This is a genomic window from Lederbergia wuyishanensis (assembly GCF_022900255.1).
GTDB lineage: Bacteria > Bacillota > Bacilli > Bacillales > Bacillaceae_C > Lederbergia > Lederbergia wuyishanensis.
In genome coordinates this window covers 118,575-133,678 of record NZ_JALIRM010000011.1, presented here as the reverse complement: position 1 = coordinate 133,678, position 15,104 = coordinate 118,575, and the positions used below count along the sequence as shown (strand labels likewise).

14 protein-coding genes and 1 pseudogene are annotated in these 15,104 nt (G+C 35.6%); 7 read left to right on the top strand and 8 right to left on the bottom strand.

Annotation, left to right across the window (positions count from 1 at the left end):
• The first annotated feature begins 75 nt into the window (after positions 1-75).
• The 3 genes from sigI to MT489_RS15430 all read left to right on the top strand — a co-directional run bounded on the left by sigI (position 76) and on the right by MT489_RS15430 (position 3,733).
• Positions 76-831 carry an RNA polymerase sigma-I factor gene (gene sigI, locus MT489_RS15440; protein WP_244682456.1) on the top strand — a complete coding sequence of 252 codons (756 nt, stop codon included), beginning with the start codon at positions 76-78 and terminating at the stop codon, positions 829-831.
• Complete coding sequence (locus MT489_RS15435) at positions 828-1,931, top strand: anti-sigma-I factor RsgI family protein (protein ID WP_244682455.1); 1,104 nt, start codon at positions 828-830, stop codon at positions 1,929-1,931. Before sigI ends, MT489_RS15435 begins: the two co-directional genes overlap by 4 nt.
• Before the next feature lie 539 nt (positions 1,932-2,470).
• Complete coding sequence (locus tag MT489_RS15430) at positions 2,471-3,733, top strand: mechanosensitive ion channel family protein (protein WP_370876400.1); 1,263 nt, start codon at positions 2,471-2,473, stop codon at positions 3,731-3,733.
• Between the two features lie 181 nt (positions 3,734-3,914).
• Here the strand turns inward: MT489_RS15430 and MT489_RS15425 are convergent.
• The 7 genes and pseudogenes from MT489_RS15425 to MT489_RS22340 form a co-directional block, all read right to left on the bottom strand.
• Positions 3,915-4,031, bottom strand: a pseudogene (locus MT489_RS15425) (iron-sulfur cluster repair di-iron protein); the annotation flags it as partial.
• Between the two features lie 132 nt (positions 4,032-4,163).
• Positions 4,164-4,988: an aldo/keto reductase gene (locus MT489_RS15420; protein WP_244682454.1), complete on the bottom strand. Its 825-nt coding sequence runs from the start codon at positions 4,986-4,988 to the stop codon at positions 4,164-4,166.
• A gap of 115 nt (positions 4,989-5,103) precedes the next feature.
• On the bottom strand, positions 5,104-5,574 hold the full coding sequence (locus MT489_RS15415; protein ID WP_244682453.1) for a DinB family protein: 471 nt from the start codon (positions 5,572-5,574) through the stop codon (positions 5,104-5,106).
• Positions 5,575-5,805: 231 nt separating this feature from the next.
• Positions 5,806-6,432, bottom strand: a complete 627-nt coding sequence (locus tag MT489_RS15410; RefSeq protein WP_244682452.1) for a polysaccharide deacetylase family protein — start codon at positions 6,430-6,432, stop codon at positions 5,806-5,808.
• 1 nt (position 6,433) lies between these two features.
• Positions 6,434-7,426, bottom strand: a complete 993-nt coding sequence (locus MT489_RS15405) for a CgeB family protein (protein WP_244682451.1) — start codon at positions 7,424-7,426, stop codon at positions 6,434-6,436.
• Between the two features lie 19 nt (positions 7,427-7,445).
• Positions 7,446-8,441, bottom strand: a complete 996-nt coding sequence (locus MT489_RS15400) for a CgeB family protein (protein WP_244682450.1) — start codon at positions 8,439-8,441, stop codon at positions 7,446-7,448.
• A gap of 143 nt (positions 8,442-8,584) precedes the next feature.
• A complete protein-coding gene (locus tag MT489_RS22340) occupies positions 8,585-9,580 on the bottom strand; it encodes a CgeB family protein (protein WP_244682449.1) in 996 nt (331 codons plus the stop codon).
• A 152-nt stretch (positions 9,581-9,732) separates the two neighbouring features.
• Here MT489_RS22340 and MT489_RS15390 point away from each other — a divergent pair, with 152 nt between their 5' ends.
• Positions 9,733-10,371 (top strand): polysaccharide deacetylase family protein, encoded by a 639-nt coding sequence (locus tag MT489_RS15390; protein WP_244682448.1) that lies wholly within the window; start codon positions 9,733-9,735, stop codon positions 10,369-10,371.
• Between the two features lie 172 nt (positions 10,372-10,543).
• Here the strand turns inward: MT489_RS15390 and MT489_RS15385 are convergent, their stop codons facing one another.
• Entirely contained in the window at positions 10,544-11,209 is a 666-nt protein-coding gene (locus MT489_RS15385) for a hypothetical protein (RefSeq protein ID WP_244682447.1), read from the bottom strand.
• A 262-nt stretch (positions 11,210-11,471) separates the two neighbouring features.
• Between MT489_RS15385 and MT489_RS15380 the strand changes: the two genes are divergently transcribed.
• From MT489_RS15380 to MT489_RS15370, 3 genes are all read left to right on the top strand, one after another.
• Positions 11,472-11,981 (top strand): GNAT family N-acetyltransferase, encoded by a 510-nt coding sequence (locus MT489_RS15380; RefSeq protein WP_244682446.1) that lies wholly within the window; start codon positions 11,472-11,474, stop codon positions 11,979-11,981.
• Between the two features lie 142 nt (positions 11,982-12,123).
• Positions 12,124-13,944, top strand: coding sequence for a hypothetical protein (locus MT489_RS15375; protein WP_244682445.1), 1,821 nt, complete (start codon positions 12,124-12,126; stop codon positions 13,942-13,944).
• Between the two features lie 56 nt (positions 13,945-14,000).
• Positions 14,001-15,092, top strand: a complete 1,092-nt coding sequence (locus MT489_RS15370; protein WP_244682444.1) for a tetratricopeptide repeat-containing glycosyltransferase family 2 protein — start codon at positions 14,001-14,003, stop codon at positions 15,090-15,092.
• Positions 15,093-15,104: the final 12 nt, after the last annotated feature.

Genomic DNA, 15,104 nt, shown 5'->3' with positions numbered 1-15,104 from the left:
AAAACGCTTTTAAATCTTCGATGCACCCTTTACAGTTAATAGGAATGTTGATTCGGTAAGAACGGAGAGATACTAATGCTTTTGTCTATCATACAAGGGGTATTCAATAATAAGTCCGATACAGAATTGAAAGAGCTTGTATTGAAGGCAAAAAAAGGCGATGAGAAGATCTTGAACGAACTTCTCGTCGCTTATACTCCGTTTATGAAAAAAACTGCATCAGTAGTCTGTAAACGATTCATTAATGAGCATGATGATGAATTTAGCGTAGCTTTAAAAGGTTTCTATGAAGCAATATTACAATATAGCCCTGAAGAGAAGACTTCATTGAAGACTTTTTCACATTTAATTATAAAAAGACGACTCATTGATTATATGCGTAAAGAATCAAAAAGAAATGAAGAACTAATTGTATTAAATGATGAAGATAAGGAAACTAGTGCAAATCCTCAACATTATGTATTCAACGAAATATCGATATCCTCATTTTTGCAAGAACAGCAAGCTCTAGAACGGCGTGAAGAGATTAAGGAATATTCACAGGTTCTTAAGGAATTTGGCTTGTCATTTCAAGAGTTAGTAGTATCCTCACCTAAACATGATGATTCAAGAAAAATAGCTTTTAATATTGCACAAATTATTTCTTCAACACCTGATTTTTATAGCTATCTTATTGAAAAGAGAAGGCTGCCTATAAAAGAACTTACATCCATCACCAATTTGTCGAGAAAGACGATTGAACGACATAGAAAATATATTGTGGCGGTTACGCTGCTAATAAACAGTAACTTTGTATATCTAAAGGAATACATTAGAGAGGAACTTTTATGATGCGGAAGAAGAGAGGCATTGTTTGCGAAAATAAAAAATATTATTCTATCTTTCTAACGGAAAAAGGAGAATTTCTACGTGGGATTCCGTTGAAAGATAAAATAGAGATTGGAGATGAAGCTGAATTTCATAAGGTTCATTGGCCATTTCTATTCAATATAAAGGTTAAGCCAGCAGTTATTGGAGCCGTTTTGATTGCAGTCATGCTTCTCTTTTTTTCCGCTTCACTCTTGTTTCCAAATACGAATACTGTGATGGCTTATGTACAGCTAGATATAGAAGATGCAATGGAATTTGGGGTCGATAAGAAAGGTAATGTTGTATCCTTACGCCAGTTGAAAGATTCGACTTCAGAATTAGAGAATAGCTATGATAGATGGAAAGGACAACCTTTACGTTTGGTATTAGATAGTGTAATAAAGGATTTATCAACGAATCCTAGTGAAGTACAAGTTATGATTACAACAATTTTTCCGAACGGTGAGAAAAAACCTTTAATGCATGAAATTGTGGAAAACGCTGTAAGTGATGTTCAAAAGACATATAAAAAAATGACCTTAGAAGTTACCGAAAGTACATTTGAGGACAGATTGACAGCCAATGAGCAGCAAATGTCCGTTCATGAATATAAGAAAAGTAACCAACAAATTCCTAAGCCAGAAATAGAGGAATCTATACAAGAAGTTGAAAAAGAGACAAATTTAGATACTAAAAATCAGAGCAAAGATCATAATCCTTTACAACAAAAGGAAGAACAAGAGCAAATATCAAATTCTAAAAATCAAGAAAATGAACAAGAAAAGACGTTTCAGCAAATAAAACAGCAGAAAAATCAAGAACTACCTGAACTACCGAATAAGAAATCAGATGTTCGTAATCCAGCAAGTGAAAATCAAATTGAAAATAAGAAACCTAATAGTTCAATGATTACAAAAGAAAAAGAGAATAGTCTTCAAAAGGATAAAGCAAAAGATTTCGAGCAGCCTTCGAAAAAGAAGGAGCAGTCTAATAATCCTTCTACAAATAATGGAAATAAGAAAAAACAGGATTCATCATCTAGAGGAAAAGAAAATAATTCAAGTAAAGATAAAAAACCGTGATTCATTATAGTGAAGCTCCCTAAATAGGAATGGGGCTTTGTTGAGTTTATTTGATTTTTAATGGAAAGTGAGAATAAAAGATGGGGGGACTGTTCTCCAATGTGTTAAAACATTTGTTACTAATGACAGTCCCCAATATATTGTTTATATTCGTATTGTCTCTTTATGAAATTTCATGTAATACCTTACAAGGGAATTCCCGACCAATGACAATTTGCGAGCAAAATGTACAGGAGGCTTTACCTTAACTCTTGATGATTTTGCTATCTATCTTCTATTAATCTCTTCGTGCTTATCATTTTCCGCGGGAGCTTGTTTGGCTAAAATCATTTATAAACTTTTTTCCTCATAACCTATCTTCAGGAAGTTCTACCTTTATATATGTAAATGAAAATCCCATTATCATTATACCTTTGTAAAAGAAACGAATTTGCTGCTACACTAATCGTAACCTTTTTTTAAAGTAAAAGTTAAGTGAATAGAAAAATGCCCTATGATATGCTAAGAGTAAAGAACTACAAAAATCGAAGGTGGAAAACGTGGAATCAATTCACAAACTGCTCGTTGAATATGGTATGAATACGAAAGTTGCTGATTATGTTTCTGTTATGATTCAAATCGGTATTATTGCTTTACTCTGTATCATCGCTAATTTTATTACTAAAAAGATTGTTATTAGGATCATTAATCATTACGTTACGAAAACAAACTTCAAATGGGGCAATATTATATTACAAAGGAAGATTTTTCGTAAATTATCCCATATAGTTCCTGCTCTCATTATTTATAACTTTTCTGAGACTTTTCCGAGCCATCAACATTGGATCGTAAAGGCAGCTGTTACATATATCATCATTGTCATACTGATGATAATAGATAGCTTTTTGAATGCAGTTGATGATATTTATAGAACCTATGAAATATCCAAGATTAAACCAATAAAGGGATACATTCAGGTAGTAAAAATTGTTGTTTTCATTATTGGTGGAATCATCATAATTTCGAGTTTAATGGGTGAGAGTCCTGTTATTCTCCTCAGTGGTATTGGAGCATTATCAGCTGTTATTATGTTAATTTTTAAAGATTCTTTACTAGGTCTTGTAGCTGGCATTCAGTTGACTGCGAATGATATGGTTCGAGTTGGGGACTGGATTGAAATGCCTAAATATGGTGCCGATGGGGATATTATAGAAATTTCTTTGAACACGGTAAAAGTGCAAAACTTTGATAAAACAATAACGACGGTACCTAGCTACGCCCTAATATCTGATTCATTTAAAAACTGGAGAGCAATGCAAACGTCTGGTGGACGACGGATGAAGCGACCGATTTTTATCGATACAAACAGTATAACTTTTTGTACCGAGGACATGATTGAGAAATTTAAAAATATCCATTATCTTAGCGATTATATTATTCAGAAGGAAAGCGAAATTGAAGAATATAATAAAAAAAATGAAATCAATAGAATGAATAAGGTAAACGGAAGAGCCATGACGAATATCGGTGTCTTCAGGGCTTATATCACCAAATACTTAAAGAACCATCCTGGGATAAACCAGCAAATGACACAAATGGTTAGACAACTAGAACCAACTGACCATGGTCTACCACTAGAAATTTATGCTTTTTCGAATGATGTCAGGTGGGCAGTGTATGAATCTGTACAATCTGATATTTTTGATCACCTCTTTGCTGTTGCACCTGAGTTTGGGTTAAGAGTTTTCCAAAATCCAACTGGGTATGATTTGAGAAATGCACTAGAGGATAAAGTAAATAAAAAAGGTGAAAGTACTTCGTAACATTAACTACGCCATTCCCCATGATTTAATCATAATTTGTGGGAAGGGTTAAAGTGATTGAGGAATTGTATTGAATCTTCTATTGTAGCTGAAGATTGCTAAACTTAGGGAATTAACTGAAACCTATAATTTCAATCAAAAATCCCCTCAATTGAGGGGATTTTACAGTAACACCATTCTACTAGATCAATTTTCGTACACGATCAAATAAAATGTTATTTTCAAGATGAACATGATTAAAAGTGTCTTTTTCAAGCTGCTCTAGACGCGCATAAACAAGGCTATATGTTGCACAAGCTAATGAAAGTCACATTTATAACTAAAAGAAGAAAAAAACGATTCTGACTAAAAGAGAATCGTTTTTTTTTCTTATCAAATATATGTTTTTGTATTTGTATCTTAACCACTGTTCGCATATTAAGCAGAATATTTAGCGAAAATGCATTTCATTAGGATCCGCATTATGACGCTCGCCACGATCCAATGCAGCTATTTTTTCCATGTCCCCTTCACTCAGTTCAAAATCGAAAATATCGATATTTTCTTTCATGCGTGAAGGTGTGACTGTTTTTGGGATGACAATGACATCGGTTTGTAGCTGCCAGCGAAGAATAACTTGTGCAGGTGTTTTACCGTGTTGTTCCGCTAGTTCTTTGATAACCGGATCTTCTAATACTTTTGTTCCGTTCATTAACGGACTGTATGCTTCAATATAGATGCCATGTTTTTTACAGAAATCCTTTAATTCATTTTGCTGTAAATATGGGTGGCACTCGACTTGGTTGACCGCAGGCACTACTTCACATTCATTTAAGATTCGCTCGAGATGTTCAATCTCAAAATTACAAACACCAATCGCTTTTGCTCGTCCATCTTTATAGATTTTTTCCAATGCTTTGTAAGTATCTACATATTGATCAAAGTTTGGTGTTGGCCAATGGATTAAATAGAGGTCAACGTAATCAATTCCAAGTTTTTCAAGACTTTCATCAAATGCTTTTAATGTATTCTCATACCCTTGGTCTGCATTCCAAACTTTTGTTGTGATGAATAGTTCCTCTCTAGGGACAATGTTTTTGGCTAGTGCTTCTCCCACACCGACCTCATTTTTATAAATCATAGCTGTATCGATTAAACGATAGCCCGCTTGAATTGCTTGTTCTACTGCATTGGCAGCTTCTTCATTAGGTACTTTCCATACCCCATATCCTAACTGAGGAGTACGAATTCCATTGTTTAATGTTATGTATTGCATGAAATCGCTTCCTTTCTTTAAATATAGTAAAAGTCTATCACAGACCTTTGAAAAGATGAAATATCTGGTACTCAACATGGAAGTGAAAAACCACCTGCTTTGAGGTGGATTCAAGTTATTGCCTTTCTTTTGTTGGTCCCATTATCGGAGGCACTGAAAGTCCAGCTTGACGAAGTAGGACAGTCATTTGACCACGGTGATGTGTTTGATGATCGATTAAAGCTCGTAAAAGTGTTCCGCGTGGTGTAGGTCCAGCGAATCCAGTTACCTCTTCAAGTAAAGACTCATCTGTTAACTTAGCAGTTTCTTCTTGATAGGAATTGATAATTTTTTCATATGCCTCTACAATCTCTGCTACATCAGTAGGAACAGGCTCTTCTCGACTAGGACCTGGAATGTTAAGTCCAGCAAAATGACCCAATCCACCTGCCGCACCAACTAAATGCCAAGCTAACCATCCAAGGCTATTATGACCCTCAACAATGGCTTGATCTAGCTTGTCATTAGTCATTGCCTTAAATACATTCAAAGTTCCCGCTGAAGAAACATTCCAATCTCTTACGAAATCTTCTACTTTCCTATACACGCTAACACCTTCCTTTTGTTTATTAGTTTCATTATATCTAATAGTTTATTGGGTATACAAATAGAAATAATTCGTAAAGCTAGGTCGTTTGAAGGATATTTATGAAAATAGGAGAGTGAAAATCTAGGCATAATCTAAATTCGCACAAGTTAAAATTTGGAAATATAAAAAATCCTTAGCCTTTTTAGATTAAGAAAAAGTAGTGTTTAACTAAGGAATATTAGATTTTTATTATGAAAGAATCTTGAATTCAAATCCTTGTCTTTTCAACCCAATTATTATTTCGGGCAATGCTTGGACTGTTGTAGTTTTGACAGGAGAATCATGCAATAGAATGATTGCCTTTTCTTTGTTCATAGTATTATTTAACACGTTTTCAATAATCTGATCAGCACTAACTAGATAGCTTTTTGTGTCTCCGCAATCCACATCCCAATCAAAATACTTGTAGCCACGCTTTTCAATCTCTTTCTTAAGTTTTTCCATTAAATTTATACCGCCATATCTTGTGCTCATTTTGTTTGAGGATCCTCCGGGGAACCGATAGATTGATGGAATAAAACCTATATATCTCATTAATATATTTTCTAGGCGCTCTAAATCTGCTTTGAAATTTGCGAGTGAGGCATACATGGTGGAGTAATCATGTGTAAAAGTGTGCATGCCTATTCCATGTCCTTTTTTTAGAATTTCATTATAAAGCGAAAGATGACGATTAGGAACATCACCGATAACAAAAAAGGTAGCTCTTACTTTATAAAAATCCAATAATTGAAGAATTTTTACTGTGTTATCGGAAGGGCCGTCATCAAAGGTCAAATATGCAATTTTTCTGGAATTGTAATTAATTTCACTCATATTATAATCCCCTTTTTAAAATACCTTCCTTATAAAGGCATTCCAATACATAGGCTGCCCGGTTTTTATATGAGTGCGGCTGAACCGAGGCTTTCCCTTGTTTTCGAATTGTTTCTCTTTCTTCGTGATTTATTAAGTAATAGTTAAGGAGTTCAAGAGTTTCTTTTGGTGAAGATGAAACAACTAGATCTTTACCAGGGGTAAAAAGCTCTCTTACAGCAGGTATATCTGAAGTTAACAAAAATCCACCAGATGCTAAAATTTCATAGGTTCGCTGAGTGACTTGTGTTTCATAATTTTGTAATCCTATCATAATAGAGGAAGAGCTATATACTTTTGAAGCGTCGGTATAACTTAAATAACCTTTGATCCACTCTTGAGGAATGGATTCACCTAAAATAGCTTCCATCTGCTCCCAATTGCGTCCCCAAATATTAATCTGTTGATTTAGTCTAAGAAGTGGTTTCAATAGAATTTGCAATGATTGGTTTCTATAATGGTTAGGAGCATCCTGAAGAACAAGAGGATATGCGTTTGCCACTAATGATATGTTTCCCTCATATTTAGAGTCGGTCCTAGAATGTTGCCTATGAATACTTGAATGGAAGCCAAAGTCTAAGTGAGCAGCGGGAATATCTAAACTTTGGTAGAAAGAAACCATCTCTTTTGATAAAGTAAACACGAAGTCAGGCTGCATCCTCATGAGCAATGGAAGGGTATACGTCTCAGTAAAATGGGGGTCCTCTACTGCCCAGTAAATATGAGGTATTTTCGCTTTAAGTACATTTTCTCTAATCCAATCTTGTTTAATTTTTGTATGTTCTGGACCCCAGCCAACTGAATAAATTAAATCAGGCTCGAATTCAGCTATAATTCTAGGTATGTTATCTTTTGTTAAAGGCCCAGAAGCTTTGATTTCATGGCCAAGATCCCTAAAACCATTTGGAAGACCGTTCAGCCAAATTGGACTGCTGTCTAAACATAGAATCTTCATGATTTTTCTCCTTTCGATTTTAGTCGATGTACCAAGGGATGATTTGTTTATTTCGCAATTGTTTAATCATGTTCTCCGCTCTAGCAGTATATGAATGCCTTTCAACAGCCTTGATGCCATTTTGCTTAATTTTATTCATTACTTCAGGTTTATTAAAATAGAAGTCGAGTAAGTTAGAGGTCTCCTCTGCAGAAGATGAAACAATTAAGTCACGATGTGGAGTAAAATGTTCACGTATAGCTGGTGTATCCGTAGCAAGGAGTAATCCACCTGATGCAAGAATTTCATATGTTCGTTGTGTAACCTGAAACTTTTTATTTTGAACACCAATGACGATATCAGCAGAACTGTATACCTGATTAGCCAAAGTATAATGTAAGTATCCTTTAAGGTAATTGCTGGGTACCTCATTAATAAAAATCTTTTTCATCTCATCCCAATATCTCCCGTAAAAAAAGATAGACAGTTTTCTTTCAAGAATTGGATCGACTAATGAAACTAATGATGTAAAACGTAGGTGATCAGGCATTTTTTCATATAGCTGCGGATAGCCATTTGCAACGAGAGCAGCATGGCTTTTATAATGTCTTACCGGTTTGACAGGAAAATGGGTGCTTGAATGGTAACCAAAGTCCATATATCCAGCTTCTATCCCAAGAGCTTGATAAAAAGGCAATTTTTCTTTGCAAATTGTAAAGACCATGTCAGGTTTCGCTCTTTCGATTAGAGGCAAAGTAAATGACTCGGTATAACCGGGATCTTCCGTTGCCCAATATATATGAGGGATACCAGAGGATTGTGTATAATGTCCGATTTTTGACTGCTTTTCCAGAGTGTCATTAGCATCAGTCCATCCTATTGTAATAATTAGATTCGGCTGAAACTGTTTGATGGCAGATAACAGTAGGGCTTCATCATTTGGATTGACTAATTTTATTGAATGACCAAGATCTTTAAATCCATTTGGAAGACCATGTATCCACATAGGGTGAGTTTCAAGAAAGAGAATTCTCATAATCTCTCAATCCTTTATTCTTTTAAAATAGGTTTGATAAACCCATAGCTGTTTTTGCTTTCTAGTAAAATGCATGATTCCTGTTGCATATTACAGGAGCTCTACTTGCGAGCCTCAAGTTCAATATTCAACTATACAGTGTATTAACATAAATAATCAGGAATCACTTGATAAAATCTTAAAACTTCCAACAAATATTCTGCTCTTGCTTTGTAGGAGTGCTTCTGAACAGTTTTAAGTCCGTCTTTTCTTATTCGCTCTCTTTCTTTTGGGTGAGACAAATAAAAATTAACAAGCTTTATTGTTTCATCGGGTGATGAAGATACAACCAAATCCTGATTTGGAGTGAAAAGTCTACGAATTTCAGGTGTATCCTGAGTAATTAGAAATCCTCCAGAGCCTAATATTTCATAGGTTCTTTGCGTCAGTTGAGTAGGGTGGTTTTGCAGTCCAAGGACAATTTTAGCTGAGTTATATACTTTATTAGCTTCTGTATAATCAAGGTAGCCATGTTGCCAACTTTTTGGAATATCCTTACCGAAATAGGTCCCCATTTTGTCCCAAAAAGCTCCGTAAAAATCCATTTTAACGTTATTTTTTAAAAGTGGGGATATTAGTATTTTTAATGATTCGTGACGAAAATGATTTGGGTATTGTGCTAGCTTTGTAGGGTAGGCATTAGCAACAACAGCGAGATCGCTCTCGTATTTGGTTAGTGGCATGACAGGATGATGGACAGAGTGATGAAATCCAAAATCCATATGGGCGGCACCTATTCCCATTTGCTTATATTCTTCAACTCTCAAATCCGAGATTGTAAATATGAAGTCTGGCTGAACGATTTTAATAAAAGGAAGAGTAAATGTTGTAGTATGTGTGGGATCTTCCGTTGCCCAATAAACATGAGGAATTCCAGAAGCATTAACCCATTTGAATATCCGCTCCTGTTTAAATGGTGAATCATTTTCCGGACCCCACCCCATCGAGAGTATCAGTTCTGGTTGAAATTCTTTCAACAATTCTTTTAGTACCTGGTCACTCAAAGGTCCAGAGATTTTTACACTGTGGCCTAAATCCTTAAAACCATTTGGAAGGCCATGGATCCACATAGGGTGGCTTTCTAAAACTAATATTCTCACGATGCACCTCCACCGCTTAATGTCATACTAATACCTTATCAATTCATATCAAAAGTGGAACGGCTATAATACAGGGGCTGAACTCACTCGAAAAGAACTGATTCCTTTTCAAATCAAACTTCATAAAGTATTAAAAAGAAAAGGAGCTAAATATGGATCAATCAAAAAAGTGGAAAAGCGTATATTATAATGTGCCTGTGGAAAGGAATGCGGTTGCTTTAACATTTGATATAGGAAATGGAAATGAAACATATAAGAAGGTGCTTCATGTTTTATCCGAGAAAAAGGTGAATAAAGCTACATTTTTCTTATCATCGCCTGTAATATCGGAGTACCCTGAGATAGCAAAAAGTATCAAAGATGCAGGTTTTGAAATCGGCTCACATGGACACAACCATTATAATTACACAGAGTATGATGACCAATGGATAGAAGAACAGGTAAAAAAAGCAGAGAATATAATATTTGGACTTACTGGTGTGAGGACAAATCTCATAAGAACGCCAAATGGGAACTTCGATCAAAGAGTACTGAAAAAACTATCAGAACTTGGATACACTACAATCCATTGGTCTGCAGATTCATTTGATTGGATGAATCCGGGAGTTGAGGTAATCACTCATAGAGTTCTCTCTAAGGCAAAACGGGGAGTAATTATTTTGATGCACGCTAGTGATACTGCAAAGCAAACTCATCTTGCATTACCAGGCATTATTGATGGACTCCGTAGAAAAGGATTTGAATTCAATACAGTGACAGAATTAATTACGGAATCTCAACTTATAAACTGATAGGTCGTAAATTCCTTTTGGAAAACAATAATTTCTACTTATATTTTTGTTATGGTAAAGGTCATAACTTAAAAAAAAATTCAGATCTACATTAGATTAGATCTGAATTTTTTTTGTAATCTTCTATACATTACTCTTTATAAGGGATGGAAATATTTCATAAACCAATTTGTTAGAATTTACTTGGAAATTGTTTCACGATTGCTTCAGCTATCATATCACCCATTCCCAGAGCTTGTGCTTCAATCTCATCAAATATTGCCACGTCGGCCTTGTAATCCCTTTGAATCATTTTGACAGCTTCATCTTTTGTTAAATCTAAATGCATATAAAACATTTTTCTTACATCTTCCAATCCTAGATAAGGATTAATACTACTTAAAAATGCTGCAATATCATCTGCATTTCTATACCATTGTTTATTTTTTGCAGTGGCTGTTTTTGTATCTCCTCTAACAGAAGCTGTTACTAATTCGGCTGCAACAATTAAATGCTCTTTTATCAGCATCGAATATTGATCAGCGATATGATTGCCATAAAAAGGTCTCAGGCAATTTCCCATATCTGTTGCATTCATTAACAACCGTTCCTGAACATACGGTAAATCGGGTAAGTTGAACACAATGCTAATAATGGTCATTCTTGTCCAGTTAACGTGTTCTTCCCATAGCAGGCGATTCATGCTCGAAAAATCAACGACATTTTTTCTAATTAATTGATTGCTCGGCATTGTAGCTGTTTTAGTTAAAACATATCTTACTGGTGCCGTGTACTGTGAGATGGGGCCCCAGTAAATTGGTTGGGTATGAGTAGGTAATGTATTTCTAAAATAGTACATTCTATATTCTCTCCCTAAATCTATAAAAAGTTTTTTTATTAATATACGCAATCTAACCATATAGGTGATTGTCATATAATAAAATTAACTCAACTAGGACAAGTTTGCTTGACTGATATTTTTTACTTTAATCCTTTTTATTACTATACAATTAGGGGAGAAGTGCTAGAGACAAAGATAAAGTTACCAATAGACAAAGCTGTATATGCAAAGGCAAGATGTTAAAGCTTTGTCTCAATCTAGCAAAAGAAGAGGGGATTCCGTGCATTTTAGAAAAATTCAAAAGAGAGATTTAGTAGAATTAAATCAATTATTTAAAAGCTGTTTGACGGATCTAGTCATCCGTGAAAAGAAGGAATTTAAACTTATAGATGATGAAGTTGATAGATTGAATTATATAGTGCAAGATAGTTTCCTTAATAGTGAATTGCATTTTTACGTAACAGAAATGGATAATCATATTGTTGGATCCATTGCACTAACTAAACCTAATCCGTTCATTACTGAAAATATTAGTACGATTCAAACTGGTTATGAAGTTGCATGTGTTTATATACATCCAAGTTTTCAAAGGCAAGGCATAGGCAAGTTTATGTTTAAACAAATAAAAAAAGAATTGGCTCGTCTAGGACAAGTAAAATACTATTTAGATGCAGGTTTTCAAAGTTCTCAACAATATTGGAGACAGGTATTAGGTGAACCGTCACTCATTCTTGAAGATTATTGGGGAAAAGGGGAGCATCATCTTATATGGGTACGAGAGTTAGTATGATTCAAATTTTGCAAACATTTTCAGGATAAATTAATTAAGTTATATTTCTTATTTTTGGATATGCAGCCTATACAAATTGACAAACGCCTTCGTAAGATATGAGCAAGAGCCTGTTTTTAAGCTTTCTTATGGAGGTGACAATTTGAATATGGTTGAGGTTATGAATGAATATGAGAAAGCAGATAGAAAAAATGATTCTAATGAAAATATATACAGTATCCAAGGGGATCTAAAATGTAGAATGGAACAATTAGACGTAAGTCATGGAATAATGCATCCTCAAATAGCTGTTTCTATATGTGGGTTCATCGAAATATTTTTGAAAAGTAAAGGTGCTTGTTATAAGTCTAAAAAGTTTAAAATCCATCAGGTGAAAAATATTTCAATCATTGTTCCACCTCATTCTAAATTAAAGTGTGAACTTAGTGTTCCGCGTATAATCCCATTTAAACATTTTAGAAAAAATAAACAGTTAAAGATTCTTTTCTGTTGTAATACCTTTGTGATAAAAAAGAGCGAAGAAAATCCAAAATGTTCAGTTTTAGTGTCTGATTTTGAGATTACGTTAAACAATGTTATTTTTGAAAAAATTCCTCATGCGAATGTAGAGTCAAAAGAATGTAGGATTGTGTCCAATACAATAAATCCAGAATATTGGATTAGTAGCGAATTAGAGGGTTATAGTGATTTAAATCAAGAAAGCACAGCGGTCCGAGATAGTGATCGGTTCCAAGTTAGTGATCGATACCAATCTAGCGATACATTCCAAGTTATCGATTCAATCCATGCTAGCCACTCAATCCAAGCTATTGAATCAATCCAAGACAGCGACCTAATCCAAGGTAGCGAACCCATTCATGAGAGTGAACTGACTCATTATATCGAACCGACACATGTTATCGAGCCAACGCACGATCCCGAGCCAACGCACGATCCCGAGCCGACACATAATCCCGAGCCAACGCACGATTCCGAGCCAACTCATGATTCCGAGCCAACACATGATCCCGAGCCAACACATGATCCCGAGCCAACACATGATCCCGAGCCAACGCATGAGCCTGAGCCAACGCATGATCCCGAGCCAACGCATGATTCCGAGCCAACGCATGATCCTGAGCCAACACATGATCCCGAGCCAACACATGATCCCGAGCCAACGCATGATCCTGAGCCAACGCATGATCCCGAGCCAACGCATGATCCTGAGCCAACGCATGATCCCGAGCCAACGCACGATCCCGAGCCAACACATGATCCCGAGCCAACACATGATTCCGAGCCAACGCATGATCCCGAGCCAACGCACGATCCCGAGCCAACACATGATCCCGAGCCAACACATGATTCCGAGCCAACACCCGATCCCGAGCCAACACCCGATTCTGAGCTAACACCCGATCCTGAGCTAACGCATGATGGTGCACCAATCTTAGATATAGAATTAACAGAGGAAAAGAATGTAGATGATAGGATAGGATACGAGGATTTACGGCACATTGCATTGAATCGTGTTGTGATGAAAAATTATCCCGAAATGAAGGATCATTTAGTCGGAGCGGATGCCATCTTATTATCGACAGGAGTTATTGGTCAACTTGCAGATGATTTGGAAGCTATTCATTTTGATAAAATTTGGACTCAAGAAGGCTATCAAAATTATTATTCATATGATTATGCTGGTAACTTAATGGTACATGAGCCAGGTGATTATCGGATTTCCTACTCTGTTATTTCCGATGAAATTGCTTATTTTTCATTACGTACTAACAATCAAATTATTACTCCATCAAGTTACTATAGAGGTGCAGATACCGAACATTATATTGATACGGGGGAAATCATTATAAATGTTAAGGAAGTTCCGGCGCCATTACAATTGATAAATATAACCGGAACGGCAGTTATTCTTTGGCCAACTCAAGAAAGTACTGCAATTCTAGCAATCAAGAAAATACATTAAGGGCAAAACTTCTATATTTTATAGAAGTTTTTTCTGTACTACTGGAGTTGATAGGATTGGTTTCTATTAGTTTATGTATGATTGTAAAAGATGAGGAACAGACGTTAGGAAGATGTCTTGAATCGGTAAAGAATCTTGTAGATGAGATTATTATTGTTGATACAGGTTCAAACGATAAAACAAAAGAAACAGCATCACAATACACTGATAAGATACATGACTTTGTGTGGAGGGACGATTTTGCTGCAGCTCGGAACTTTTCGTTCCAATTCGCATCTAAAGAATACTCAATGTGGCTCGATGCTGATGATATACTACTGGAACAAGATCAAGTGCTCCTTAAGGATTTAAAGGAAAATTTAAATCCTTCATATAACACTGTGACGATGGATTATATTGTTAGCTTGGGAGCCAATGGAGAACCTTATCAGAAGGTACGCAGAAACCGAATGGTGAAGACAAGTAAAACTTATAGATGGAAATCACCTGTTCATGAATATCTTGAAGTATCTGGACCTGTTTACCATAGTGATATCAATATTACCCACCTAGGAAAACCGGGGCGTGAAAACCGGAACTTACGAATCTATGAAAAACGATTAAATGAGGGTAAAGTTTTTTCGGAGCGTGACTTATTGTATTATGCAAATGAGTTACGTTGCCATAAAAAGTATGAGAAAGCAATAGAGATATACGAGAAATTTCTTGATAATCCAAACGGTGCGAAAGAAGATAAAATTACTGCATGCGGCAGGTTGGCAGATTGTTATTATAGACGCGAAGAATATGATAAGGAGAGTGAAGCTGCTTTTCGATCTTTTATATATGCTAAGCCGCGAGCGGATTTTTGTTGTAGGATTGGTTTTAAGTTTTTAAGAGAAGATAAAATTCCAGAGGCTATTTTTTGGTATAAACTTGCTACTGAATTGGAATGGGAGAAAGATTGTTTAGGCACATATAATGTTGCTTGCTGGACATGGCTGCCTCATCTGCAACTCTGTTCCTGTTATTATAAAGCAGGTGATTATAGAAAGTCTTATGAACATAATGAAATTGCCTTATCTCATCGTCCAAACGATGAAAGAATGATAAGCAACAAGAAATTGTTGGAGCGAAAATTAGTCTTAACGTATGGCCAACCACAATAGGGATTGGCCATT